Source organism: Streptomyces sp. NPDC003635, from assembly GCF_053587635.1.
Genome location: NZ_JBSFOK010000012.1, coordinates 111,163 through 134,541, shown reverse-complemented (window position 1 = coordinate 134,541; position 23,379 = coordinate 111,163). Strand labels below are relative to the sequence as shown.

Sequence of the window (23,379 nt, the reverse complement as noted above, 5' to 3'; positions counted from 1 at the left end):
GCTTGCCCGGCGACGCGGTCGACCGTGACGGCCCGGCACGATCGCCGCGGTGGCGGCCGTCGAACTCGCCTCGTATTCCCGGGTGTACGCGAGCCTGGACTGCCGGTCACCGATAGTTCCGTTTCCAGCGATTACGTGAAGTACGCCACGTTTAAGATCCCCCAACTCCCTTGCGCCACGGCCAACTACGACTCCTTGCGCCAACTTGGGCGGCGCGCCAATCCACGCACGTGGCCCAAATGGAGTACTGTTGCGAGCCCTGGGTCCGGTCTCCCGCCAGGGCGTCCGTGGCCTTCAAGGACCGCCATGAGGGGGCTAGTTGCACAGGGTGACGGAGTTGGTCACTTAGCGTTGCGAATAGATAACCGTGCCATAACGGCGATCCAGGGCCCGTGCCCGACACGCCGGGCAACTCGGCAAGGTTGTGGCAGGCTGCACCCGGGCAGGCCACACTCGACTAGCGGAAGCAGCGACGCACGTGACGTCGGCAGGCACCACCCGGGAGGTCCCCATGCCCGAACTGCGTGTCGTGGCCGTCTCCAATGACGGCACACGGCTGGTGCTGAAGGCTGCGGACAGCACGGAGTACACGCTTCCGATTGACGAACGGCTCCGCGCCGCCGTGCGCGGCGACCGTCCCCGCCTCGGCCAGATCGAGATCGAGGTGGAGAGCCATCTCCGCCCCCGAGACATCCAGGCGCGTATACGCGCGGGTGCCACGGCGGAGGAAGTCGCGCAGATGGCGGGCATTCCCGTCGACCGCGTCCGTCGCTTCGAGGGCCCCGTGCTGGCCGAGCGTGCCTTCATGGCCGAGCGGGCCCGCAAGACGCCCGTCCGTCGGCCCGGTGAGAACGCCGCCGGACCCCAGCTCGGCGAGGCCGTCCAGGAGCGGCTGCTGCTGCGCGGCGCCGAGAAGGACACCGTGCAGTGGGACTCCTGGCGCCGCGACGACGGCACCTGGGAAGTCCTGCTGGTCTACCGCGTGGCGGGCGAACCCCACTCGGCGAGCTGGACGTACGACCCGCCCCGGCGGCTCGTCCAGGCCGTCGACGAGGAGGCGCGCTCGCTGATCGGCGAGTCCGAGGACCTCGCCGCGCCGGAGCCCAGCTTTCCGTTCGTGCCGCGTATCGCCCGGTTGCCGCGCGACCGTCCGCTGGACCGTTCCCTCGACCGGGAGCGGCCCGGCCTGCCGGCGCCCGCGCCCGAACCGGCCGAGGAGGTCGCGCCCGAACGGGACTCGCTGACCAGCCTGTTGGAAGCCGTCCCGAGCTTCCGCGGCGACCTCGTCGTCCCCGAGCGCCCGTCGGAGACCCCCGCGCCCGAGGAGCAGCCCCCGGCTGCCGAGCCGGTGCCCGAGGAGCCCCCGGCCCCCGCGGCCTCCGCCGGTTCCGCCTACGCGGACGTCCTGATGCCCCGCTCCGTGAGCGCCCACCGCGACCGCCTGATCGGCGCGACCGACCGCCAGGCCGAGGCCGACGGCGTCCGCCCGGGCCGCCGAGCGGCGGTCCCGAGCTGGGACGAGATCGTCTTCGGGACGCGGCGGAAGAAGCAGGAGTAGTCGGACGTACGACGGTGAGGGCCGCGCTGATGTCGAGCGCGGCCCTTTGCCGTACCTCTTTGCCGTGCCGCCCCGGGTGGTGTCGGGCCTTCGGCCGGTGGGGGCCAGGGGCGCAGGCCCGACGCCCCCCGCCGACCCCGGCCTACTGCGGATCCGGCCCCACCGCCACCGGCCGCGACGGGTCCGAGGACCACTCCGACCAGGACCCCACGTACAGCGCCGCCGGAATTCCCGCCACCGCCAGCGCCAGCACCTCGTGTGCCCCGGAGACGCCCGAGCCGCAGTAGACACCGACCGCCGTGCCGTCCGTGGCGCCGAGCGCCTTGAAGCGGGCGTGCAGATCCTCGGCGGGCAGGAAACGGCCGTCGGCGGCGACGTTCTCGTTCGTCGGCGCGGACACCGCGCCCGGGATGTGTCCGCCGACGCGGTCGATCGGCTCCACCTCACCCCGGTACCGCTCCCCCGCGCGGGCGTCCAGCAGCAACCCCGACCGGGCCAGCGCCGCCGCGCCGTCCGCGTCGAGCAGACCCGCCGCCTCCGGAGTTGGCCGGAAATCGCCCTCCGCCGGAGTCGGCACCTCCGTCTCCAGCGGTCCTCCCCAGGCCGGCAACCCCCCGTCGAGGACCCGCACGTCCGGGTGACCCGTCCAGCGCAGCAGCCACCACGCGCGGGCGGCCGCCCAGCCCTGGCCGCCGTCGTACACGACCACGGGACGCCCGGCGCAGACCCCCGCCCGGCGCATCGCGGCGCCGAACCCGGCGATGTCCGGCAGCGGATGCCGTCCCGCCGTACCGGGGGTCGAGGCGAGCTCCTCGTCGAGGTCGACGAAGACCGCGCCGGGGAGGTGTCCGGCCGCGTACTCGGCCCGTCCGTCGAAGGGCGGCTCGCCCGCCGCTCGAGCCACGCTCAACTGCCAGCGGACGTCCAGGAGCACCGGCGGACGCGGTCCTGCCAGGTCGCCGGCCAGTTCGGTTGCGGAGATGATGGCGTTCATGGCCCCCATCCTCGCTCACGGGGTGGCCGCTACGTCCAGGTCCGGCTACTCTGCTCGGCCGGACAGCCCCGATCACGAGGCGTACGGGATCGGGCACAAGCTGTACAGCCGATCGACACCCGTGAGCATCGCACGGATACGGACGAGAGACGCCCACCGGGCAACCTCCGGGCACAGCGGGCGATTCGGCGGCGCGCCCGGGCCGCGTGGCACCACGGGTGGTGCGAGCATCGGCGCAAGGGTGCGGAGAGCGGAATCGACGCGGCCACCGCGAGGGGCCGAGGAGAGAGTGACGATGACCGAGGCACGGGGGTCGGCCGGCCTGAACGGCGACGCGCACGCCCGGCACGCGCCCGGCTCGCCCTGTTGGGTGAGCCTGATGGTGCACGGGCCGGCCGCGACCCAGGAGTTCTACGGCGATCTGTTCGGCTGGGAGTTCCGGCCCGGCCCGCGGCAGCTCGGCCCGTACGCTCGGGCGCTGCTGGACGGCAAGGAGGTGGCCGGAATCGGCCAGTTGCCGCCGGACCGGCATCTGCCCATCGCCTGGACGCCCTACTTCGCCTCGACGGACGTGGACCTGACGGCCGAGACGGTACGGCTGTGCGGCGGCACCGTGGGCGTGGGTCCCCTGGACGCCGACGACGCCGGCCGGCTGGCGATCTGCTCCGATCCGGCCGGCGCGGTCTTCGGCGTCTGGCAGGCGGCGGCCCACCTCGGCATCGCCCTCTCCGGCGTCCCCGGCACACCGGTCTGGAACGAACTGCTGACCTTCGAGACGGCGAGCGTGACCAAGTTCTACGAGACGGTCTTCGGCCATGAGCGGCAGGCCGTCGCCTCAGCGGATTTCGACTACGTCACCCTGCACCTGGGCGGCCGCACGATCGCGGCGGTCCTGGGCCTCGGGCACTCCCTGCCCCGCGACCGGGGTCCCCACTGGATGACGTTCTTCGAGGTGGCCGACACGGACGAGGCCACCGCTCGGGCCGTCACCCTGGGCGGCACCGTCGTCCAGCCGCCGCACGACAGCGCCCTGGGCCGCATGTCCACCGTCACGGACCCGGAAGGCGCCCGCTTCTCCCTGCTCCAGAGCAGGCCCTGAGGGGCGATCCCGCGGGCCTACGGCACCGGCAGCACGTCCGGGGAGAGGGCCGCCGCCCTCGCCGTTGCCGCTGTCATCCGCCGGCGGTGGTGGCGGCGGCAGAGGACCTCGTAGCCGATCGCGTCCGACTGGTTGACGTCGCCCACCACCACCTGGGCGCCCTCGACCACCATCTCGCCGCCTATCGTGCGGGCGTTGTGGGTGGCGCGGGCGCCGCACCAGCACAGGGCCTCGACCTGGAGGACCTCGACGCGGTCGGCGAGTTCCACCAGGCGCTGGGAGCCGGGGAACAGCTTGGAGCGGAAGTCGGTGGTGATGCCGAAGGCGTAGACGTCCAGGCCCAGGTCGTCCACCACGCGAGCGAGTTGGTCGATCTGCTCCGGGGCGAGGAACTGCGCCTCGTCCGCGATGACGTAGTCCGCGCGGCCGCCCTGGGACAGGTGGTCGACCAGGTAGGCGTACAGGTCCTGGCCGTCCGACACCTCCACCGCGTCCGTGACCAGGCCCAGGCGGGAGGACAGCTTGCCCTCGCCGGCGCGGTCGTCACGGGTGAAGATCACACCGACCAGGCCGCGCGCCGAGCGGTTGTGCTCGATCTGGAGAGCCAGCGTCGACTTCCCGCAGTCCATCGTTCCGGAGAAGAACACCAGCTCGGGCATGGGAGGTTGAGCACCTTTCGGCGAGACGGGGACAGGGCGTGCGTCAGGAGCGTACTTCGAGCAGCGGGATCAGCTGCTCCGCCGGGGTCATCGAGCCGTGGTTGCCGACCATCGCGGACTCCTTCGGCTCCCGCTCGGAGGCGATGATCAGCACGTCGTCCCGCGCGGCGGCGACCACGTCGCCGATGCGGCCGTACACCCGATCGTCGCACTCACCGGGCTGCCCGAACCAGCCGGCCGCGAGCGCCTCCTCCCGCGAGGCCACCCAGAACTGTTCGCCGAGCACCTCGCGCCAGCAGGTCAGTACGTCGTTCGCGGCGCCCGGCACCGCGTACACGTGCCGCGCCCGGCCCTCGCCGCCCAGCAGGGCGACCCCGGCGCGCAGCTCCCAGTCCTCGTCGAAGTCGATGCGGTGCTGCTCGTCGAAGGGCACGTCGACCATGCCGTGGTCGGCGGTGACGTAGAGGGCGGAGCGCGGCGGGAGCTGTTCGGCCAGGCGCTGGACCAGGCGGTCGACGTACATCAACTGGCCGCGCCAGGTGTCGGAGTCGACGCCGAACCGGTGTCCCGCGCCGTCCACCTCGGCGTAGTACGTGTAGACCAAGGAGCGGTCCCCGGCGGCCAGTTGCTCGGCGGCGAGATCCATCCGCTCCTCGCCGCTCAGCCGTCCGTGGAAGGTGCCGCCGCTCAGCGCCACCTTGGTCAGCGGGGTGTTCTGGAAGGTCGGCGACGACACCTGCGCCGCGTGCACACCCGCCTCGTGGGCGAGCTGGAAGACCGTGGGGTACGGCTGCCAGGGCCCCGGCGCGGTCCAGGGCTGCCAGCGCAGCTGATTCATCAGCTCGCCGGTCTCCGGGTTGCGCACGGTGTAGCCGGGCAGTCCGTGCGCGCCGGGCGGCAGGCCGGTACCGACGGAGGCCAGCGAGGTGGCGGTGGTCGCCGGGTAGCCGGTGGTGAGCGGGCGGCCCGTGCCGCCGCGGGAGCTGGCGAGCAGCGACGTCATGAACGGCGCGTCCTCGGGGTGCGCCTTCAGCTGCTCCCAGCCGAGGCCGTCGATCAGGAACACGCAGTTCCGGTCGGCCGGGGCCAGCTCGCTGATCGCGGCGGTCATTCCGGGTACGTCCATGCCGGCGGCCAGGGTGGGCAGCAGATCCGCGAGCGAGCCGCTGCCGTACTCGGGGAGGGGGGCGGAGTCGAGGGGCAGCGGCTGCGGGTCGTGCTCCCAGGCGGGCTGGGCCATTACTTGGTCAGATCCGCGGTCGCCTCGGAGAGCGCCTGCGCGAAGGCCAGCGCCTGGCGCACCGTCTCCGGACCGTCGCCGGCCTCGCTGACGCGCAGGCTGAGGTCGTCGGCCGTGGAGTTGCCCGTGTAGCCGTGGTCCGCCTCGCAATTGGGGTCGCCGCAGGCCGCCGGCTCCAGGTCGATCCGGGAGACCGCGCCCCAGCCGATGGTCAGCACGACCTCGCGGGGCAGGGTGCCCGGGGTGTACGACTCCGGGTTGGCGACGACTCGGCTGACGACGACCGACGAGATCCGGCCGATCTTCACCGACTCCGTGGAGGTCGTGGCGTACGGCGTCGGGGAGGTGGTGTCCGCGGCCTGCTCGTCGGTGTGGCTGACGATGAAGCGGTTGTCGGTGAGGACCAGCACGGTGACGTGCCGCCGCACCTCGTTCTGGTCGAACGTGGTCTCCTGGTGGACCAGGTACGACCGGATGGGCTCGCCGCCCACGGCGGCCTCCACCGCCTCGGCCACGAGGGCCGGGTAGTAGCCGCTGCGCTCGATCGCCGCTCGCAGCCCCTGGGTCGTCGTACTGGTCTTGGCCATGGCCCCCATCCTACGGGGGACCACTGACTGCGAGGGACCGCTCGGACCGGTCCGTGGCGGGGGTAACGAGCGACGGCCCGGACTCCCGGGGAGTCCGGACGGGCCTGGGCCTCAGTACGCCGGGAGCGTACGGGGGCCCAGGTCGTCGCGGGCGGGCGGCGGGGCCAGCCGTACGGTGGCGCCGAGCACGGTCAGGCCGTGCGGGGCGACGACGACCGGCTCCAGGGTGACCGCGACGACTTCCGGGTGGTCGTGGACCAGGCGCGACACCCGGAGCAGCAGTTCCTCCAGGGCGGGCGTGTCGACGGGGGTCGAACCGCGCCAACCGAACAGGAGCGGCGCGGTCCGGATCGACCGGATCAGCGAGGTCGCCTCCCGGTCGGTGACCGGGATCAGCCGGTGGGCCATGTCGCCGAGCAGCTGTGAGGCGGCTCCGGCGAGGGCGAACGACAGTACGGCGCCGGCCGCCGGGTCGATCACGGCCCGTACGACGGTGTCGACCCCGCGCGGGGCCATCGCCTGCACGACCGGCCGCAGCTCCTCGGGCCCGCCGAACAGCTCGACCAACTCGGCGTACGCCCGCCGCAGTTGCTCCTCGTCCGCGAGATCCAGCCGTACGCCGCCCAGGTCGGCCCGGTGTCGCAGGTGCGGCGCGGTGGCCTTGAGGGCGACGGGGTAGCCGACGGCGTGGGCGGCCTCGGCGGCGGCGTCGGGGGTGGGCGCGGGAAGGGCCCGGCGCACATGGATGCCGTACATGCCGAGCAGCTCACAGGTCTCCTCGGCGCCGAGAGTGAGCCCCTGCCCCCTGGTCAACAGCCCGTCGATGAGCCCGGCGGCCCCGCGCTCGTCGATGTCCTCGTACTCAGGCACCCGGCCGGGCTCAGCGGCCTCCCGCCGCCACTGCGCGTATTTCACGGCTTCGGCGAGAGCCCGGACGGCGCGCTCGGCGGCGGGGTAGGCGGGGATGAGCCGGGACTCGTGCGGGGCCGTCCCGGCGGCCGCCGTCTCGGGGGCACCGTGGTCAGTCTCTTCCGCAGGCGCGCGGCCGGCCGGTGTCGCCAGGCCACGAGCAGCCGCCGTCTCGGGGGCACCGTGGTCAGCCCCTTCGGCGCGCGCGCGGCCGATCGGAGCCGCCAGGCCGCTAGCAGCCACCGCTTCATCGCCGGCCGAGCCGTCGGCAGCCCCGTCGCCCAAGCCGCGGGCGGTCGCGCCGCCCGGGCCGGCCCCCGCGGCCGCGGAGGGCGGCCCCCCGTCAACGCCGGGCCGCCCGTCCGACCCGGCCTCACCCCCAACGCCAGGCGCGCCGGAAGCGGGCTCGCCCCCAGCACCGGGCGAACCGGAAGCCAGCTCGCCTCCAGCGCCAGGCGCGTCCGAAGCCGGACCGCCCCCAGCACCAAGCGCGTCGGAAGCCGACTCACCCCCAGCATGGGGCGGATCGGAAGCCAGCTCGCCCTCAGCGCCAGGCGCGTCGGAAGCCGGGCCGCCTCCAGCGCCCAGCGCCTCGGAAGCCGGACCGCCCCCAGCGCCCAGCGCCTCGGAAGCCGAACCGCCCCCAGCGCCCAGCGCGCCGGAAGCCGGACCGCCCCCAGCACCAAGCACGTCCGAAGCCGGGCCGCCCCCAGCGCCGGGCGGGTTCGCAGGCGCCTCGGTTCCAGCGGTCGCGAGCCTCGGTGCCGTGCTCGCCGCGGCGGACAGCGCCTCCGCCAGTCCGCCCAGTTCGACGTGCACCACCAGGACCGGCTTGCCCGGGGCCTCCTCCGCCGCCGAGCGCAGGGCCTCCGCCAGCACCTCCTCGCCCGGCGACGTCTCCCCGATCGCCGGAATCGCGGTCACCACGACGGAGTCGCACGTGTCGTCGGCGAGCGCCCGCGACAGCGCCCGGCGGAAGTCCGCAGCCGTCGCCCCGGTCGTCAGGTCCAGCGGGGGCAACGGCCGGAGCCCTTCGGCCAGGCAGGCGTCGTACGTCAGCAGCCCCAGCGACTCGGAGTTCCCGAGGATCGCCACCCGCGGCCCGGCCGGCAGCGGCTGGCGCGCGAGCAGCAGCCCCGCGTCGACCAGCTCGGTGATGGTGTCCACCCGGATCACCCCGGCCTGCCGGAGCAGCGCCGACACCGTGGCGTGCGGCAACCGCGTCGCCCGTACCGCATGCCCCTGCGGCGCGGCCCCGCCGTGCCGCGCGCCCTGGACCACGACCAGCGGCTTCGCCGCCGCCGTCCGCCGGGCGAGCCGGGTGAACTTGCGCGGGTTCCCGATGGACTCCAGGTACATGAGGGCGACGTCGGTGTCCGGATCGTCGTACCAGTACTGAAGGACGTCGTTGCCGGACACGTCGGCCCGGTTCCCTGAGGAGACGAAGGTCGACACACCGGTGACGCCGGTGACGCCCCCGCCCCGGCGGTGCAGCCGGGACAGCAGCGCGATGCCGATGGCGCCGGACTGCGCGAACAGCCCTATCCGTCCCGGCCTCGGCATCTCGGGCGCGAGCGAGGCGTTCAGCCGTACGTCCGACGCGGTGTTGATGACCCCGAAGGCGTTCGGACCGATGATCCGCATGCCGTACGCGCGCGCGTGCCGGACGAGTTCGCGCTGGCGCTCCCTGCCCTCGGGCCCGCTCTCGGCGTAGCCCGCGGAGACCACGACCAGCCCCTGCACCCCGTGCTCACCGCACTCGGTGACGACCTCGGGAACCTGGTCGGCCGGCACGGCGACCACCGCGAGGTCGACATGTCCGTCGACGTCGCGCACCGAGCGGTACGCGGGCACCCCGGCGAGCTCCTTCAGCTCCTCGGGGAACGCCTGGTTCACGGCGTACAGCGGACCGCGGAACCCGCCCTCCCGGATGTTGTCCAGGACGCCGCGGCCGACCCCGCCCGGCGTCCGGCCTGCGCCGATGACGGCCACCGATCCCGGCACCAGCAGCCGTTGCACCGACCGTGCCTCGGCGCGCTGCTCGCGCGCGTACTGCACGGCGAGCGAGCGGTCGGTGGGCTCCAGGTCGAACTCCAGCCGGACGACGCCGTCCTCGAAGCTGCGCTTCTGGGTGTACCCGGCGTCCGTGAACACCTTGATCATCTTGGTGTTGGCGGGCAGCACCTCGGCGGCGAACCGGCGGATCCCGCGCTCCCGCGCGACCGCGCCGATGTGTTCGAGCAACGCGGAGGCGACACCACGTCCCTGGTGCGCGTCCTGGACGAGGAAGGCGACCTCGGCCTCGTCGGCGGGCGCGGAGGCGGGCAGACCGTCGGCGCCGATGCGGTCGTAGCGTACGGTGGCGATGAACTCGCCGCCGATCGTGGCCGCGAGTCCCACCCTGTCCACAAAGTCGTGGTGCGTGAAGCGGTGGACGTCCTTGGCGGACAGACGCGGGTAGGGCGCGAAGAAGCGGTAGTACTTCGACTCGTCCGAGACCTGCTCGTAGAAGCTGACCAGACGCTCGGCGTCATCAACGGTGATGGGGCGGACGCGCGCGGTGCCGCCGTCGCGCAGCACCACGTCGGCTTCCCAGTGGGCGGGGTACTCGTGCCGGTCCGGCGCGCTCTGCATGGGGCCCAGAGTACGGCTCGCGTACGACAACGGCGCGAGGCAGTCTGTGGAGGACGGGTGTCGGATCGAGGCCGCGGTCCGGCGACCACACGGAACAGGACACGGGTCCGTACCGGGCACGCTTCACGTTGTGGAACACTGGTCTAGACAACCTGAGAACCTGAAGGGCAGCATCACATGGCTGAGCGCCGCGTCAACGTCGGCTGGGCCGAGGGCCTCCACGCCCGCCCCGCCTCCATCTTCGTCCGAGCCGCCACGGCCGCAGGCGTCCCGGTGACGATCGCCAAGGCCGACGGCAACCCCGTCAACGCGGCCTCCATGCTGGCGGTCCTGGGCCTGGGCGCCCAGGGCGGCGAGGAGATCGTGCTCGCGTCCGACGCCGAGGGCGCGGACGCCGCCCTGGACCGTCTGGCGAAGCTGGTCGCCGAGGGCCTCGAGGAACTCCCCGAGACCGTCTGACCATTCAGCGGACGCGGCACTCGCCGCACCCTTTGAAGGGCTCGCCCGAATTACCGGGCGGGCCCTTCGCATTTCGCGACCGCGGGCAGCAGAAATAATCCCCCACGAATTACCTGCTCTTTGTATACGGTGCGTATGTTAATGCGGCGGGCCCGACATGTTTACGGGATGTTGCGAATTCCTCACACGCTCACCCGCGCCCGGGAGCCTGAGTCGGTGCCTGCCGCTGGACCGCTCCGTGTGCACCGCCGTGACGGCCCGCGCGCGGTCGCTGTCGCCGCGCGCCACCGCGTCCACGATCGCCCCGTGCTCCGCCCAGGTCTCCACCGGGCTGACCGGCGCCTCCACCGCGTACATCCAGGCGATCTTGTGCCGCAGCTGGGTCAGTACCGAGGTCAGCGCGGGGCTGCCGGAGGCCTGGGCGAGCGTCTCGTGGAACCAGCCGCCCAGCGAGCGCAGATCCTCGCTGTTGCCCCTCCTGGCCCGCTCCTGACCGAGCCTCACCAGGCCGCGCAGCACCTTCAGGTGCGCCTCGGTGCGCCGCTGGGCGGCCCGGGCGGCACCCAGCGGCTCCAGCAGCGTGCGCATCTCCAGCAGGTCGGCCGCCTCCTGCTCGGTGGGCTCGGCGACGCAGGCGCCCGCGTGCCGCCGGGTCACCACGAAGCCCTCCGCCTCCAGCGTGCGCAGCGCCTCCCGGACGGGGACGCGCGAGACGCCGTAGCGCCGTGCGAGCAGTTCCTCGGTGAGCCGGCTGCCGCGCTCGTGGACACCGGCGACGATGTCGTCCCGGATCGCCGTGCATACCGAGTGCGCCGGAATACGCATGACCGACCTCCGCTTTAATCCCCGTGAAACGTCGACGACTGACGCGTGTTCAGCGACTCTATTCCAACGACTCCGAATTTCCGAAGGCGGGCCGGAATCCATGGATATTTTTTGGTCAGCGGGGGCCCAAAAACGCCGAAAACCCCGGCTCGGGGAGCCGGGGTTCCGGGATGCGGTCGCGGGTGCGGTCAGACGTTCACGCCGTGCGAGCGGAGGTAGGCGACGGGGTCGATGTCCGAGCCGTACTCCATGGTCGTGCGGGCCTCGAAGTGCAGGTGCGCCCCGGTGACGTTGCCCGTCGCCCCGGAGAGGCCGATCTGCTGGCCCGGGGTGACGGTCTGGCCCACCGAGACACCGATGGAGGACAGGTGGCCGTACTGGGTGTACGTGCCGTCGTGCATCTTGATGACGATCTGGTTGCCGTACGCCCCGCCCCAGCCGGCCTCGACGACCGTGCCCGTGCCGACCGAGACGACGGAGGTGCCGCTGGCGGCGTGGAAGTCGACGCCGGTGTGGCTGCCGGAGGACCAGACGGCGCCGCCGGCCTTGTAGCCGGTGGAGACGTAGGAGCCGGAGATCGGCGAGACGAAGGTGTTCAGGCGCTTGCGCTCGGCCTCGCGGGCGGCGCGCTCCTTGGCCTCGCGGGCCTCCTTGGCGGCCTCGGCGGCGCGCTTGCGGGCGGCCTCCTCGGCCTTCTTCTTCGCCGCGGCCTCCTCGGCGGCCTGCTGCTGGGCGGCGGCCTGGGCGTCGATCTCGTCGGCGATCGAGTCGCCGATGGTGATGACGGGGGTGATGCCGGTCTGCTCGGGGGACGCCTCGGCGGCGAGGGCCGGGGCGGCGAGGGTGCCGACGACGCCGGTGGTGGCGAGCGCCGCGACGCCCGCCGCGCGGGCGGTGGTGCGCTGCATCCGGCTGGGACGACGATGCTTCCCGGTGGCGCGGGTGAACGCCATGAAGTGGCTGGTCCTTTCCTTCCTTCTCGCCTACCGGGTTAGCTGACGGGTTCGGAGCAGGAAGGTCTCCTACGGACCCCCTCGCTCTGCGCGGGCGTCCGATTCACCCCAGGGACTACGGTGGGTCCCCGGCTCCCCTGGCTCGCGCCGTACGGGGACTCGGCGATGACTGTCCGGTGCCGCGGTCGCGGCGCACTGCCTGACGGACAGCCCGGATGACGCTAAACGGGGCAACTTTCAATCCCCAAACGGATCACGGCTTTTGTAGCGCATGCCACAGGTCAGACAGGCAACCTCTCCCCCAATTCGGACATAAAGGGGCCCTGGTGACGCTTCCGTCACCAGGGCCCCACACGCGCGTCTCAGCGCGTTCACAACCGAGGGTGTGTCTACTCGGCCGTCACGACGGTGACTTCACCGATCCCGAGGGCCTCGACGGCCTCCTTGATCTGTGCTGCGTCCCCGACCAGAACCGTCACCAGACGGTCCACCGGGAAGGCGTTCACGACCGCCGCGGTGGCCTCCACCGTGCCGGTCGCGGCCAGCTGGCGGTACAGCGTGGCCTGGTAGTCGTCGGGCAGATGCTGCTCCACCTGGTCGGCCAGGGTGCCGGCCACGGCGGCGGCCGTCTCGTACTTCAGCGGCGCCACCCCGACGAGGTTCTGTACGGCGACGTCCCGCTCGGCGTCGGTGAGCCCGCCCTCGGCGAGGGTGCGCAGCACCGTCCACAGGTCCTGGAGGGCGGGACCGGTGTTGGGGGTGTCGACGGAACCGCTGATGGCGAGCATCGAGGCGCCGGTGCCGTCCGGGGCGGAGCGCAGGACCTGCCCGAAGGACCGCACGCCGTAGGTGTAGCCCTTCTCCTCGCGCAGGACGCGGTCCAGGCGGGAGGTGAGGGTGCCGCCGAGGCAGTACGTGCCGAGGACCTGGGCGGGCCAGACGCGGTCGTGCCGGTCGGAGCCGACGCGGCCGATCAGCAGCTGCGTCTGGACGGCGCCGGGGCGGTCCACGATGACGACGCGGCCGGTGTCGTCGGCGGTGACCGGGGGCACGGGCCGCGGCTCGGCCGGGGAGCCGGTCCAGGAGCCCAGGGTGTCGGCGAGCAGCGCGTCGAGGTCGACTCCGGTGAGGTCGCCGACGATCACGGCGGTGGCCGTGGCGGGGCGCACGTGCCGCTCGTAGAAGGCGCGTACGGCCGGGGAGTCGATGGCGGTGACGGTCTCCTCGGTGCCCTGACGCGGGCGCGACATGCGCGAGGTGGCCGGGAAGAGCTGCTTGGACAGCTCCTTGGCGGCGCGCCGGGAGGGGTTGGCCAGCTCGTGCGGGATCTCGTCCAGGCGGTTGCGGACCAGCCGCTCGACCTCGCTGTCGGCGAACGCGGGCGCTCTGAGGGCGTCGGCGAGCAGGCCGAGCGCCTTCGGCAGGCGGGAGACCGGCACTTCGAGGGAGAGGCGTACGCCGGGGTGGTCGGCGTGCGCGTCGAGGGTGGCGCCGCAGCGCTCCAGTTCGGCGGCGAACTCCTCGGCGGTGTGCTTGTCGGTGCCCTCGGAGAAGGCGCGCGCCATGATCGTGGCGACGCCGTCGAGGCCGGCCGGTTCGGCGTCCAGGGGGGCGTCCAGGAGCACCTCGACGGCGACGACCTGCTGTCCGGGGCGGTGGCAGCGCAGCACGGTCAGGCCGTTGTCGAGGGTCCCGCGCGTGGGCGCCGGGAAGGCCCAGACCTTCGGCTCGCCCGCCTGCGGCTGGGGGTGGAACTCCATCGGGGCGAGCTCGGTCACTTGGCCGTCTCCTCGTTCTTGTCGCTTGCTTCCACGGTGGCCTGGGACTCGAGGTCCTCGGTGGGTTCCTCGACGGTTTCCGTGGGGACCGTCGGCTCGTAGACCAGCACCGCGCGGTTGTCGGGGCGCAGCCGGGCCTTGGCGACCTCCTGGACCTCCTCGGCCGTCACCTCCAGCACGCGCCCGACGGCGGTGAGGGCGAGCTGGGGGTCGCCGAACAGGACGGCGTAGCGGCACAGTTCGTCGGCGCGGCCCGCGACGGTGCCGAGTCGGTCCAGCCACTCGCGCTCCAACTGGGCCTGGGCGCGCTCCATTTCCTCGGCCGTCGGGCCCTCCGCGGCGAACCGGGCGAGCTCCTCGTCGATGGCGGCCTCGATCACCGGGACCTCGACGTCACCGGAGGTCTTCACGTCCAGCCAGCCCAGGGAGGGGGCTCCGGCCAGCCGCAGCAGGCCGAACCCGGCGGCGACGGCCGTGCGGTCGCGGCGTACGAGACGGTTGTAGAGGCGGGAGGACTCGCCGCCGCCGAGGACGGTCAGGGCCAGGTCGACCGCGTCGCACGCGCGCGTGCCGTCCTCCGGGAGGCGGTAGGCGGCCATCAACGCCCGCGCGGGAACCTCCTCCTCGACGACCTCGCGCAGTTGCTCGCCGATGATCTCGGGCAGCGAGCCGTCGCGCGGGGTGGGCTTGCCGTCGTGGGCGGGGATGGAGCCGAAGTACTTCTCGACCCAGGCGAGCGTCTGCTCCGGGTCGATGTCGCCGACGACCGACAGCACGGCGTTGTTCGGGGCGTAGTACGTACGGAAGAACGCCCGCGCGTCCTCGAGGGTGGCCGCGTCCAGGTCGGCCATGGAGCCGATCGGCGTGTGGTGGTAGGGGTGGCCCTCCGGGTAGGCGAGGGCGGTGAGCTTCTCGAAGGCCGTGCCGTAGGGGACGTTGTCGTAGCGCTGGCGGCGCTCGTTCTTGACGACGTCGCGCTGGTTCTCCATCGACTCGTCGTCCAGGGCTGCCAGCAGCGAGCCCATGCGGTCGGCCTCCAGCCAGAGGGCGAGCTCCAGCTGGTGGGCGGGCATGGTCTCGAAGTAGTTGGTGCGCTCGAAACTGGTGGTGCCGTTCAGCGAGCCACCGGCGCCCTGCACCAGCTCGAAGTGGCCGTTGCCCTTGACCTGACCGGAGCCCTGGAACATCAGGTGCTCGAAAAGGTGAGCAAGGCCGGTACGCCCCTTGACCTCGTGGCGGGAGCCGACGTCGTACCAGAGGCACACCGCCGCGACCGGGGTCAGGTGGTCCTCGGACAGCACCACGCGCAGGCCGTTGGCCAGGCGGTGCTCGGTCGCTGTCAGGCCGCCGGAGCCTGCCTGGGTTGTGGCCGTGTGACCCATGGGCATGTACGTCCTTCCGATCGCGGACGCGGTCTGGAAACCGCGGTTTTCCTGCCGGTCCTGCCACTGTATGCAAGCGTGCGAGGGCTCGGCGAAGTTCCCGGGCCGCGTACGCCGAGGGCTGATGCCGGCGGCGGATCGCGTAGCCTGCGGGCAGCCGTGAGCGGAGGAGCCCCTCCGCGCCGGGCCGGAGGGCCGACACCGGGTCCTGGTCCGGGTTGTCAGTGCCGCGGTCCACAATGGTCCGCGTCAGATCCAGTTCACGCGTCTAGCAAGGAGCCCAGGCAGCGATGGCCCGCCGCAGCACGAAGACCCCGCCGCCCGACGACTCGTACGAGGAGAAGATCCTCGACATCGACGTCGTCGACGAGATGCAGGGCTCCTTCCTCGAGTACGCGTACTCGGTCATCTACTCCCGCGCCCTGCCGGACGCCCGTGACGGCCTCAAGCCGGTGCACCGCCGCATCGTCTACCAGATGAACGAGATGGGCCTGCGCCCCGACCGCGGCTATGTGAAGTGCGCGCGCGTGGTCGGCGAGGTCATGGGTAAGTTGCACCCGCACGGCGACGCGTCGATCTACGACGCGCTGGTGCGCATGGCCCAGCCCTTCTCGATGCGGGTGCCGCTGGTCGACGGCCACGGCAACTTCGGCTCGCTGGGCAACGACGACCCGCCGGCCGCCATGCGGTACACCGAGTGCCGGCAGGCGCAGGCGACGAGCCTGATGACGGAGTCGATCGACGAGGACACGGTCGACTTCGCCCCCAACTACGACGGCCAGGAGCAGGAGCCGGTGGCGCTGCCCGCCGCGTTCCCGAACCTCCTGGTCAACGGCGCCTCCGGGATCGCGGTCGGCATGGCCACCAACATGCCGCCGCACAACCTCTCCGAGGTCATCGCGGCCGCCCGTCACCTGATCCGCCACCCGAACGCGGACCTGGACGCCCTGATGCGCCACGTCCCGGGCCCCGACCTGCCCACCGGCGGCCGGATCGTCGGCCTGACCGGCATCCGGGACGCCTACGAGACGGGCCGCGGAACCTTCAAGATCCGCGCCACCGTGGCCGTGGAGAACGTGACGGCGCGCCGCAAGGGCCTGGTCGTCACCGAGCTGCCCTTCACGGTCGGCCCCGAGAAGGTCATCGCCAAGATCAAGGACCTGGTCGGCTCGAAGAAGCTCCAGGGCATCGCCGACGTCAAGGACCTCACCGACCGCGCGCACGGCCTGCGCCTGGTCATCGAGATCAAGAACGGCTTCGTGCCGGAGGCGGTCCTGGAGCAGCTGTACAAGCTGACGCCGATGGAGGAGTCCTTCGGCATCAACAACGTCGCCCTGGTCGACGGCCAGCCCCTCACCCTGGGCCTGAAGGAGCTGCTGGAGGTCTACCTCGACCACCGCTTCGAGGTCGTCCGGCGCCGCAGCGAGTTCCGCCGTACCAAGCGGCGCGACCGGCTGCACCTGGTGGAGGGCCTGCTGACCGCCCTCGTCGACATCGACGAGGTCATCCGGCTGATCCGCTCCAGCGAGAACAGCGCGCAGGCCAAGGAGCGCCTGATGGAGCGCTTCTCGCTGTCGGAGGTCCAGACGCAGTACATCCTGGACACCCCGCTGCGCCGGCTCACCAAGTACGACCGCATCGAGCTGGAGGCGGAGAAGGACCGGCTCAACGAGGAGATCGCCGAGCTGACCCGGATCCTGGAGTCGGACGCGGAGCTGCGCAAGCTGGTCTCCGCCGAACTGGCCTCGGTGGCCAAGAAGTTCGGCACCGAGCGGCGCACCGTCCTGCTGGAGTCGGCGGGCGCCCCGGCGGCGACGGTGCCGCTCCAGGTGGCGGACGACCCGTGCCGGGTGCTGCTGTCCTCCACGGGCCTGCTGGCCCGTACGGCGAACGGCGACCCCTTCGCGGAGGACGAGGACGCCAAGCGCTCCAAGCACGACGTGATCGTCTCGGCGGTGCCGGCCACGGCGCGCGGCGAGGTGGGCGCGGTGACCTCCTCGGGCCGGCTGCTGCGGATCAACGTCGTCGACCTGCCGACGCTGCCCGAGACGGCGTCGCGGCCGAACCTCGCGGGCGGCGCGCCGCTGTCGGAGTTCGTCTCCCTCCAGAATGACGAGACGCTGATCTGCCTGACGACGCTCGACGAGTCCTCGCCGGGCCTGGCGATCGGCACCGAGCAGGGCGTGGTCAAGCGCGTGGTGCCCGACTACCCGTCGAACAAGGAGGAGTTGGAGGTCATCACCCTCAAGGAGGGCGACCGGATCGTCGGCGCGGTGGAGCTGCGCACGGGCGAGGAGGACCTGGTCTTCATCACCGACGACGCCCAGTTGCTGCGCTACCAGGCCGCGCAGGTGCGCCCCCAGGGCCGGCCGGCGGGCGGTATGGCGGGCATCAAGCTGACGGACGGCGCGAAGGTGATCTCCTTCACCGCGGTGGATCCGGCGGCAGACGCGGTGGTCTTCACGGTCGCGGGCTCCCGCGGCACCCTCGACGACTCCGTACAGACGACGGCCAAGCTGACCCCCTTCGACCAGTACCCGCGCAAGGGCCGCGCCACCGGCGGGGTCCGCTGCCAGCGGTTCCTGAAGGGCGAGGACTGTCTGTCCCTGGCGTGGGCGGGCCCCGCCCCGGCGAAGGCGGCGCAGAAGAACGGCATGCCGGCCGACCTGCCGGAGATGGACCCGCGCCGGGACGGCTCGGGCGTTTCCCTGCCGAAGACGGTGTCGGTGGTGGCGGGCCCGGTCTAGGCCGGATCGCAGGGCTCCTCCTCGGAGCCCTGTACGTAGCGCAGGACGCCCCACATGCCGTGCTCGTCGGTGTGCGGGGCGTCGCTCTCGCACGCCTGGAGTTCCTTGACGAGGGCGGGCGCGTCGATCCCGGTACCGATGAGGACGAGCAGGCTGAGCCGCTCCTCGGCCGCCGCCCAGGGCTCGGGATAGAACCGCAGGAACCGCCCGACGGCGTGCACGGAGTACCGGTTCCGGGTGTCGTAGGGCCCGAAGTCGACGTACCCCTTGATCCGGTAGAGCCCGTCGGGGCGGCTGTCGAGGAAGCTCATGAGCCGCCGGGGATCGAGGGGCCGCCCGGAGACGAAGGAAGCGCTGTCGTAGGCGGTGTGCAGATGCGTGTCATGGTCGCGGTGCCGATGCAGATCGTCGAAGGAGAGCTGCCCGATCCGCTCCTCGCCGGGCCGGCAGTCGAAGAGGAACGCGGGGTCGACGCGGCCGTAGGTGGCGGGCACGACGGCGGCGCGCCCGGCGAGCTCACGCACCAGGGAGAGGACTCGCCCCGGCTCGTCGGCCCGGTCGGTCTTGTTGACGACGACGAGGTCGGCGAGGGCGAGATGCCGGTCGATCTCCGGGTGCCGGGCGCGGGTGCCGTCGAACTCGGCGGCGTCGACGACCTCGACGAGCCCGCCGTAGACGATGCCGGGATGCTCGCTGGCCAGCACCATGCGCACGAGTTCCTGCGGCTCGGCGAGCCCGCTGGCCTCGATGACGATGACGTCGATGCCCGCGGCGGGCCGTGCGAGCCGTTCCAGGTAGACATCGAGCTCACTGGCGTCGACGGCACAGCACAGGCATCCGTTCCCGAGCGACACGGTGGAGTCGCCGAGCGCGCCGGCCACCGCCATCGCGTCGATCTCGATGGCCCCGAAGTCGTTGACGATCGCTCCGATTCGGCTGCCTCCGCTGCGGTGGAGGAGGTGGTTGAGGAGCGTGGTCTTGCCGGAGCCGAGGAAGCCGGCGAGAACGACGACCGGGATCTGCTGGGGGTTGCGGCTCTGCACGGACGAGCGACCTCTCTTCCGCCGACGCGTGCACCGGCTCGCGTCGCGGCGTGGGTACGGAGAATGAATGCCGGTCCAGGATACGAGCCGCAAGAAACCGCGCGAAGTGAACGATTGTTAGCAGCACTTGCGGGGCAGACGTTGGGCATGGCGTCGGACTGTGCGACCCTCGCTTCCCTCCGTGCGCCTCCTCTCCGCCTCCCCGCCGATCAGAGCCGCTCGGCACCCTGGGAGACGGCAAGCGCCGCCCACCGCTCGCCGGTCCCCTACAGTCGACCCGCACCCCGACGACCGGCGGACGGCCGCCTGATTCGGGGGTTGACATGGCCACACAGAGTTCTGGCGTACGGAGGATCGTCTCGGCTGCGGCATCAGGGTGTGCAGCCGTTGCCCGTTCCATCGCGGCGCCGGGCTTGCGCAACCACAGGAGGGCAGTGCTGACCGAACAGCATCGGCTCCATTTCGATCTGCTCTGCAAGGCCATGGATGACCCCGCCCTGGCCGCAGTGCTGGACACATTCGAGGACGACATCCCTCCGGAGAGGCAACGCCAGTACCTGTTCGCCAACGCGCTGTACGTCAACGCCCTCTATTACCACCGCATAGGGGCGTGGAGCCTCACAGAGCTCTACGGGCACCTTCGAGTGATGTGCAGGAACAAGTTGTTCCGGGAGTACTGGGCGGACACTCGCCACCATCGACAGAGCCTCGCGGACTCATCGGAGGAGGCTGAGCTCGGCCGGATGATGGATGATCTCGTCCAGGAAATGGATCGGGTGAGCCAGGAGCGCGCCAACGAGGAGCATGAGGAGTGGTGGGTGGTGGGGCAGCCGCCCTCCAAGTGATCAGCCACCCCTCAACTCCGCGTGTGGGCGCAGCGCATCGGCCCCCGAGCGGTTAATCTACGCTCAGCCTGCGCTCGGTAAACATCCCTTACAGGCTCCCCCATCGTGCTGCGTAGGGCTGCTGAACCCCAAAAGGGCCCGCGGCCACTCATGAGCATCCGTGGGCTTACACGAGCTTCGCTGGACGCTAGAGAGGTCATCAGCCCGCGGGGCGTCCGGGGCGCGTGTCGGCCCGTCCCTCGACCCACCAAGGAACGGATTTGAAGATCGTGCGTCGAGTCGGCGCTTCACCCCGGGAGCGCGGCAGCGGTACTGGGCAGACGTGCCCCGACATCTTCGAATTGAGCGATGGCAACTTCGCCGTGATCGGCACGGAGGCCACAGCCGCTCTCGACGGCGAACTGCCGCCCGACGCAGCGCGTGCGGACTACGAGCGCATCGTCGTGATCAGCCGCGAGACCTTGCTACGCGCCAAGCACGACATTCCCGACGCGTAGGGCCACAGCTCCTCACTGGCTCGGCGCCGATGTCCTCGGTGCCGAGCCAGGCGGCGTTTCTCCCCACTCTCGGCTTGCCCGGTCGGCGCTGTCCACCGCCCGGGCCCAGCACCGGAGGTCGCCCGTGCGACGGTGGACAATGGGGCGTTCCGGACCGGTACGCTCCCTGTCGACTCGCACCCGGCGACCGGTGGACGGGTGCCCGACGCAAGGGTTGGCATGCCCGCACGGAACCTTGGCAAGAGCCAGTTCGGCTACACGATCACAGCGGCGCTGGCCCTCACAACGGGCGCGCTCGCGATGGTGAGCAGACGACAGCGCAGGCTCGACGAACTACGTTGGCGGATCGAGCAGTTGGAACGAGCCGGGAGCCGCCACCTGCAACTGGTCCAACAGCAACAACTCCAATTCTCCCTGTTGAGCAAGGCCATTGACGACCCAGACCTTGCCGCGGTCCTCAGCACCGTTGACGATGTGACACCACTCAAACGCCGCCAGTACCTCTTCGCCAACGCCATCTACACCAACGCGCTTCTCGCTTACCGAATCGGCACCGTCAGTCTCGAAGAACTGCATGGTCATCTTCGGGTGGTGTGCCAGAACCCCATCTTCCGCGAGTACTGGGAAGCCACCCGACCTCATCGGGCCAGCCTGGCGGATTCCTCGACCGAGGCCCGAGTTGGCCACATGGTGGACCGCCTGCTTCGCGACTTGGACGAAGCCGGCACGGAGGAGTGGTGGGTGGTGGGAGAAGCCCCCCATGACTAGGGCCGGTTGTGTGAAGGGAGCGATTGGGTTCGAGGGATTCCGCACTCACAACGGGTCTATAGTCTGTGCGCCTTGACCACCTACGAGGAGTACTTCCTTGAAGATCGTTCGCCGTATTGGTGCGTCCCCGCGCGAGCGCGGCAGCCTGTCAGGTGAAACGTGCCCCGACATCTTCGAATTGAGCGATGGCAATTTCGCCGTGATCGGCACAGAGGCCACAGCCGCACTGACAGATGAGCTGCCCCCCGGTGCGAGCCGGGCGGACTACGAGCGCATCGTCGTGATCAGCCGTGAGACGCTGATCCGCGCCAAGGCTGAGATCCCCGACATGTAGCCCAGCGCCCCAGGACGTCGCGCACGTTTCCGTTGCAGCCTTCACGGGTAGAGCTTTCCCCTCTTCGGGGAGGGAAGTCGACGTGGCTCGCGTTCCTTCGCGCCAAACAGCCAAGCGGACTGCCGTCTGGCTTGCTACAAGCGTTACGGCCCTCGCTCTCGTTGCCTCAGCTTCCTTAGTTGTCAGCGACTGGCTGATCGCGGCTGTGGAGGAAACCAACGAGAGCAGGGAAACCGCCACCCAACGAAGTGTCTTAGGTGGATATTTCGGAGGAGTCAGTGCAGTTTTCTCCGGCATGGCTCTCATTCTCCTGGTGGTAACCCTTCTGCTCCAGCAAAACGAAATCAGAATGCAGCGCCAAGAGCTGTCGCTGCAACGTGCGGAGTTGACCGCTTCCCGCAACGAACTCCGCAGAAGCGCGGAAGCGGATCTGCGCGCTTTGCACGTGCAGTTGACCCAGATGCAGATGGAGCATCCCGCTCTGGCCCAGGTCTGGAACGACTATCCGGGCGTCTCGGAGGAGGAACTGCGCCAGCATCTGTTCGCCAATCTCACATTCGGTCATTATTTGCTTGCCTACAGATGGGGTGGCCTGACCGATGAGGAAATGCTCGTGCACGCACGGAACCTGGTCCGCAGCCCGGCCTTCAATCGCTACTGGTCCGCGTCCCGTGCCGCCAAATCCCTGTTACCACCCGAAAGCGCCGAAGGGCGGCTGTTCCGAATCTTCGAGACGGCCATAACTGAGGCCAATCGGACAGGCCCCTCGCCCAGGCCCCCAGACGTCTAGTCAGCAACTTCCCGGGCCGACCCCGGCACGGGACGAGGAGCGCGTGGCCCCACATACCGCGCCGCCGGGCGGATGATCTTGTGGTCTTCCGCCTGTTCCAGGATGTTGGCGCTCCAACCGACCGCGCGGCCCGCCGCGAAGGTCGGGGTGAACATCTCTCGGGGGAGGCCGCAGAGTTCCATGACCACTCCGGCGTAGAACTCGACATTCGTGTGGAGTTCGCGGCCCGGCTTCAGTTCGGCGAGGATCGACTCCACCTGGCGTTCGACCTCCACCGCGAACTCCACGCGGGGGCCGCCGAAGCCCTGGGCGATCTCGCGGAGCATCCGGGAGCGGGGGTCCTCGGTGCGGTAGACGGCGTGGCCGAAGCCCATGATGCGGTCACCGGCGAGGACACGTTCACGGATCCACGGGTCGATGCGGTCGGGCGTACCGATCGCGTCCAGGGTGTCCAGCGCCCGGCTGGGAGCGCCTCCGTGCAGGGGACCGGACAGCGCGCCCACCGCTCCCACCAGACAGGCCGCGACGTCCGCTCCGGTCGACGTGATGACCCGTGCCGTGAACGTTGACGCATTGAATCCGTGATCAATGGTTGAGATCAAGTATTGCTCGACGGCCCTGGCCCGTACCGGATCCGGCTCCGAACCCGTCAGCATGTACAGGTAGTTCGCCGCATACGACAGGTCGTTCCGCGGCTCCACCGGCTCAAGGCCCTGCCCCAGCCGGTACAGCGCGGTGAGCAGCGTCGGCACGGCGGCCACCGCCTCCAGCGCGTCCCGGCGGCGTTCGTCCGCGCCGATGTCGTACACCGGCCGGAAGCCCCGCACCGCGCCGAGCAGCGACAGCGCGGTCCGCATGCCGGCCAGCGGCCCCGAGCCCCCCGCGCTCCCGCTCCCCGCGGCGATGGCGGGCAGAACCGCCCGTACTTCATCAGGGAGGCACCGCAGCGCGGCCGTCCCGGCGGCGAACGCGGCGGCCTGTTCGGCGTCCGGCAACTCCCCGTGCACCAGGAGATGCCAGACGTCCTCGAAGCCGCGGGTCCGCGCCAGTTCGACGGCGGAGTACTGGCGGTAGTGGTAGAAGCCATCGAGCCCTCGGACGTCACCGATGGCGGTGTCGGTGACGACGACACCGGCGAGCCCTCGCGGCGCCTCGACAAGAGGGGTGACCGACCTGTTGACGGACATGATTTCCTCCCTGAACTTGATTCGACTGTCCATGCTTGACTCAATCCTTGTCAATATTGATTGAGTCAATACATGGGTCAATGGGTTGTTC

Annotated in this window: 20 protein-coding genes and 1 riboswitch; of the genes, 9 read left to right on the top strand and 11 right to left on the bottom strand. The window is 71.0% G+C overall.

The window, feature by feature from the left end; translation table 11 throughout:
• The first annotated feature begins 511 nt into the window (after positions 1-511).
• Positions 512-1,558 carry a septation protein SepH gene (sepH, locus tag ACWDRW_RS14475; protein WP_451723121.1) on the top strand — a complete coding sequence of 349 codons (1,047 nt, stop codon included), beginning with the start codon at positions 512-514 and terminating at the stop codon, positions 1,556-1,558.
• Positions 1,559-1,700: 142 nt separating this feature from the next.
• On the opposite strand, the gene ACWDRW_RS14470 is transcribed toward sepH, so the two are convergent.
• Positions 1,701-2,552 (bottom strand): sulfurtransferase, encoded by an 852-nt coding sequence (locus tag ACWDRW_RS14470; protein WP_451723120.1) that lies wholly within the window; start codon positions 2,550-2,552, stop codon positions 1,701-1,703.
• Positions 2,553-2,847: 295 nt separating this feature from the next.
• Between ACWDRW_RS14470 and ACWDRW_RS14465 the strand changes: the two genes are divergently transcribed.
• Entirely contained in the window at positions 2,848-3,651 is an 804-nt protein-coding gene (locus ACWDRW_RS14465; RefSeq protein ID WP_451723118.1) for a VOC family protein, read from the top strand.
• 17 nt (positions 3,652-3,668) lie between these two features.
• On the opposite strand, the gene ACWDRW_RS14460 is transcribed toward ACWDRW_RS14465, so the two are convergent.
• From ACWDRW_RS14460 to ACWDRW_RS14445, 4 genes are all read right to left on the bottom strand, one after another.
• Positions 3,669-4,310 (bottom strand): thymidine kinase, encoded by a 642-nt coding sequence (locus ACWDRW_RS14460; protein WP_451723117.1) that lies wholly within the window; start codon positions 4,308-4,310, stop codon positions 3,669-3,671.
• Between the two features lie 43 nt (positions 4,311-4,353).
• Positions 4,354-5,550, bottom strand: coding sequence for an alkaline phosphatase family protein (locus tag ACWDRW_RS14455; RefSeq protein WP_451723116.1), 1,197 nt, complete (start codon positions 5,548-5,550; stop codon positions 4,354-4,356).
• Positions 5,550-6,137 (bottom strand): DUF5998 family protein, encoded by a 588-nt coding sequence (locus ACWDRW_RS14450; RefSeq protein WP_451723115.1) that lies wholly within the window; start codon positions 6,135-6,137, stop codon positions 5,550-5,552. The genes ACWDRW_RS14455 and ACWDRW_RS14450 overlap by 1 nt, the downstream gene beginning before the upstream one ends.
• Before the next feature lie 111 nt (positions 6,138-6,248).
• Positions 6,249-9,680 (bottom strand): bifunctional acetate--CoA ligase family protein/GNAT family N-acetyltransferase, encoded by a 3,432-nt coding sequence (locus ACWDRW_RS14445; protein ID WP_451723114.1) that lies wholly within the window; start codon positions 9,678-9,680, stop codon positions 6,249-6,251.
• 177 nt (positions 9,681-9,857) lie between these two features.
• Between ACWDRW_RS14445 and ACWDRW_RS14440 the strand changes: the two genes are divergently transcribed.
• Positions 9,858-10,139, top strand: coding sequence for an HPr family phosphocarrier protein (locus tag ACWDRW_RS14440; RefSeq protein ID WP_030021209.1), 282 nt, complete (start codon positions 9,858-9,860; stop codon positions 10,137-10,139).
• 138 nt (positions 10,140-10,277) lie between these two features.
• Here the strand turns inward: ACWDRW_RS14440 and ACWDRW_RS14435 are convergent, their stop codons facing one another.
• The 4 genes from ACWDRW_RS14435 to ACWDRW_RS14420 form a co-directional block, all read right to left on the bottom strand.
• The gene (locus tag ACWDRW_RS14435) at positions 10,278-10,964 is read right to left on the bottom strand and encodes a GntR family transcriptional regulator (protein ID WP_451723113.1); all 687 of its coding nucleotides are present in this window, start codon (positions 10,962-10,964) and stop codon (positions 10,278-10,280) included.
• A 188-nt stretch (positions 10,965-11,152) separates the two neighbouring features.
• The gene (locus tag ACWDRW_RS14430; RefSeq protein WP_451723112.1) at positions 11,153-11,917 is read right to left on the bottom strand and encodes a M23 family metallopeptidase; all 765 of its coding nucleotides are present in this window, start codon (positions 11,915-11,917) and stop codon (positions 11,153-11,155) included.
• Between the two features lie 13 nt (positions 11,918-11,930).
• Positions 11,931-12,092: riboswitch (cyclic di-AMP (ydaO/yuaA leader) on the bottom strand.
• Positions 12,093-12,306: 214 nt separating this feature from the next.
• Entirely contained in the window at positions 12,307-13,695 is a 1,389-nt protein-coding gene (locus tag ACWDRW_RS14425) for a M16 family metallopeptidase (protein WP_451723110.1), read from the bottom strand.
• On the bottom strand, positions 13,692-15,083 hold the full coding sequence (locus ACWDRW_RS14420) for a M16 family metallopeptidase (RefSeq protein ID WP_451723109.1): 1,392 nt from the start codon (positions 15,081-15,083) through the stop codon (positions 13,692-13,694). The genes ACWDRW_RS14425 and ACWDRW_RS14420 overlap by 4 nt, the downstream gene beginning before the upstream one ends.
• A gap of 284 nt (positions 15,084-15,367) precedes the next feature.
• Here ACWDRW_RS14420 and ACWDRW_RS14415 point away from each other — a divergent pair, with 284 nt between their 5' ends.
• Complete coding sequence (locus ACWDRW_RS14415; protein ID WP_451723107.1) at positions 15,368-17,824, top strand: DNA gyrase/topoisomerase IV subunit A; 2,457 nt, start codon at positions 15,368-15,370, stop codon at positions 17,822-17,824.
• On the opposite strand, the gene ACWDRW_RS14410 is transcribed toward ACWDRW_RS14415, so the two are convergent.
• A complete protein-coding gene (locus ACWDRW_RS14410; protein WP_451723105.1) occupies positions 17,821-18,867 on the bottom strand; it encodes a CobW family GTP-binding protein in 1,047 nt (348 codons plus the stop codon). The genes ACWDRW_RS14415 and ACWDRW_RS14410 overlap by 4 nt on opposite strands.
• A gap of 323 nt (positions 18,868-19,190) precedes the next feature.
• Here ACWDRW_RS14410 and ACWDRW_RS14405 point away from each other — a divergent pair, with 323 nt between their 5' ends.
• The 5 genes from ACWDRW_RS14405 (at position 19,191) to ACWDRW_RS14385 (ending at position 22,101) form a co-directional block, all read left to right on the top strand.
• Entirely contained in the window at positions 19,191-19,712 is a 522-nt protein-coding gene (locus ACWDRW_RS14405) for a DUF6082 family protein (protein WP_451723103.1), read from the top strand.
• Between the two features lie 260 nt (positions 19,713-19,972).
• A complete protein-coding gene (locus ACWDRW_RS14400) occupies positions 19,973-20,209 on the top strand; it encodes a hypothetical protein (RefSeq protein ID WP_451723101.1) in 237 nt (78 codons plus the stop codon).
• A 219-nt stretch (positions 20,210-20,428) separates the two neighbouring features.
• The gene (locus ACWDRW_RS14395; protein ID WP_451723100.1) at positions 20,429-20,977 is read left to right on the top strand and encodes a DUF6082 family protein; all 549 of its coding nucleotides are present in this window, start codon (positions 20,429-20,431) and stop codon (positions 20,975-20,977) included.
• 97 nt (positions 20,978-21,074) lie between these two features.
• Positions 21,075-21,311, top strand: coding sequence for a hypothetical protein (locus tag ACWDRW_RS14390; RefSeq protein WP_451723098.1), 237 nt, complete (start codon positions 21,075-21,077; stop codon positions 21,309-21,311).
• Between the two features lie 205 nt (positions 21,312-21,516).
• A complete protein-coding gene (locus ACWDRW_RS14385) occupies positions 21,517-22,101 on the top strand; it encodes a DUF6082 family protein (protein ID WP_451723096.1) in 585 nt (194 codons plus the stop codon).
• On the opposite strand, the gene ACWDRW_RS14380 is transcribed toward ACWDRW_RS14385, so the two are convergent.
• The gene (locus ACWDRW_RS14380; protein WP_451723095.1) at positions 22,098-23,288 is read right to left on the bottom strand and encodes a citrate synthase; all 1,191 of its coding nucleotides are present in this window, start codon (positions 23,286-23,288) and stop codon (positions 22,098-22,100) included. The genes ACWDRW_RS14385 and ACWDRW_RS14380 overlap by 4 nt on opposite strands.
• Positions 23,289-23,379 lie beyond the last annotated feature (91 nt).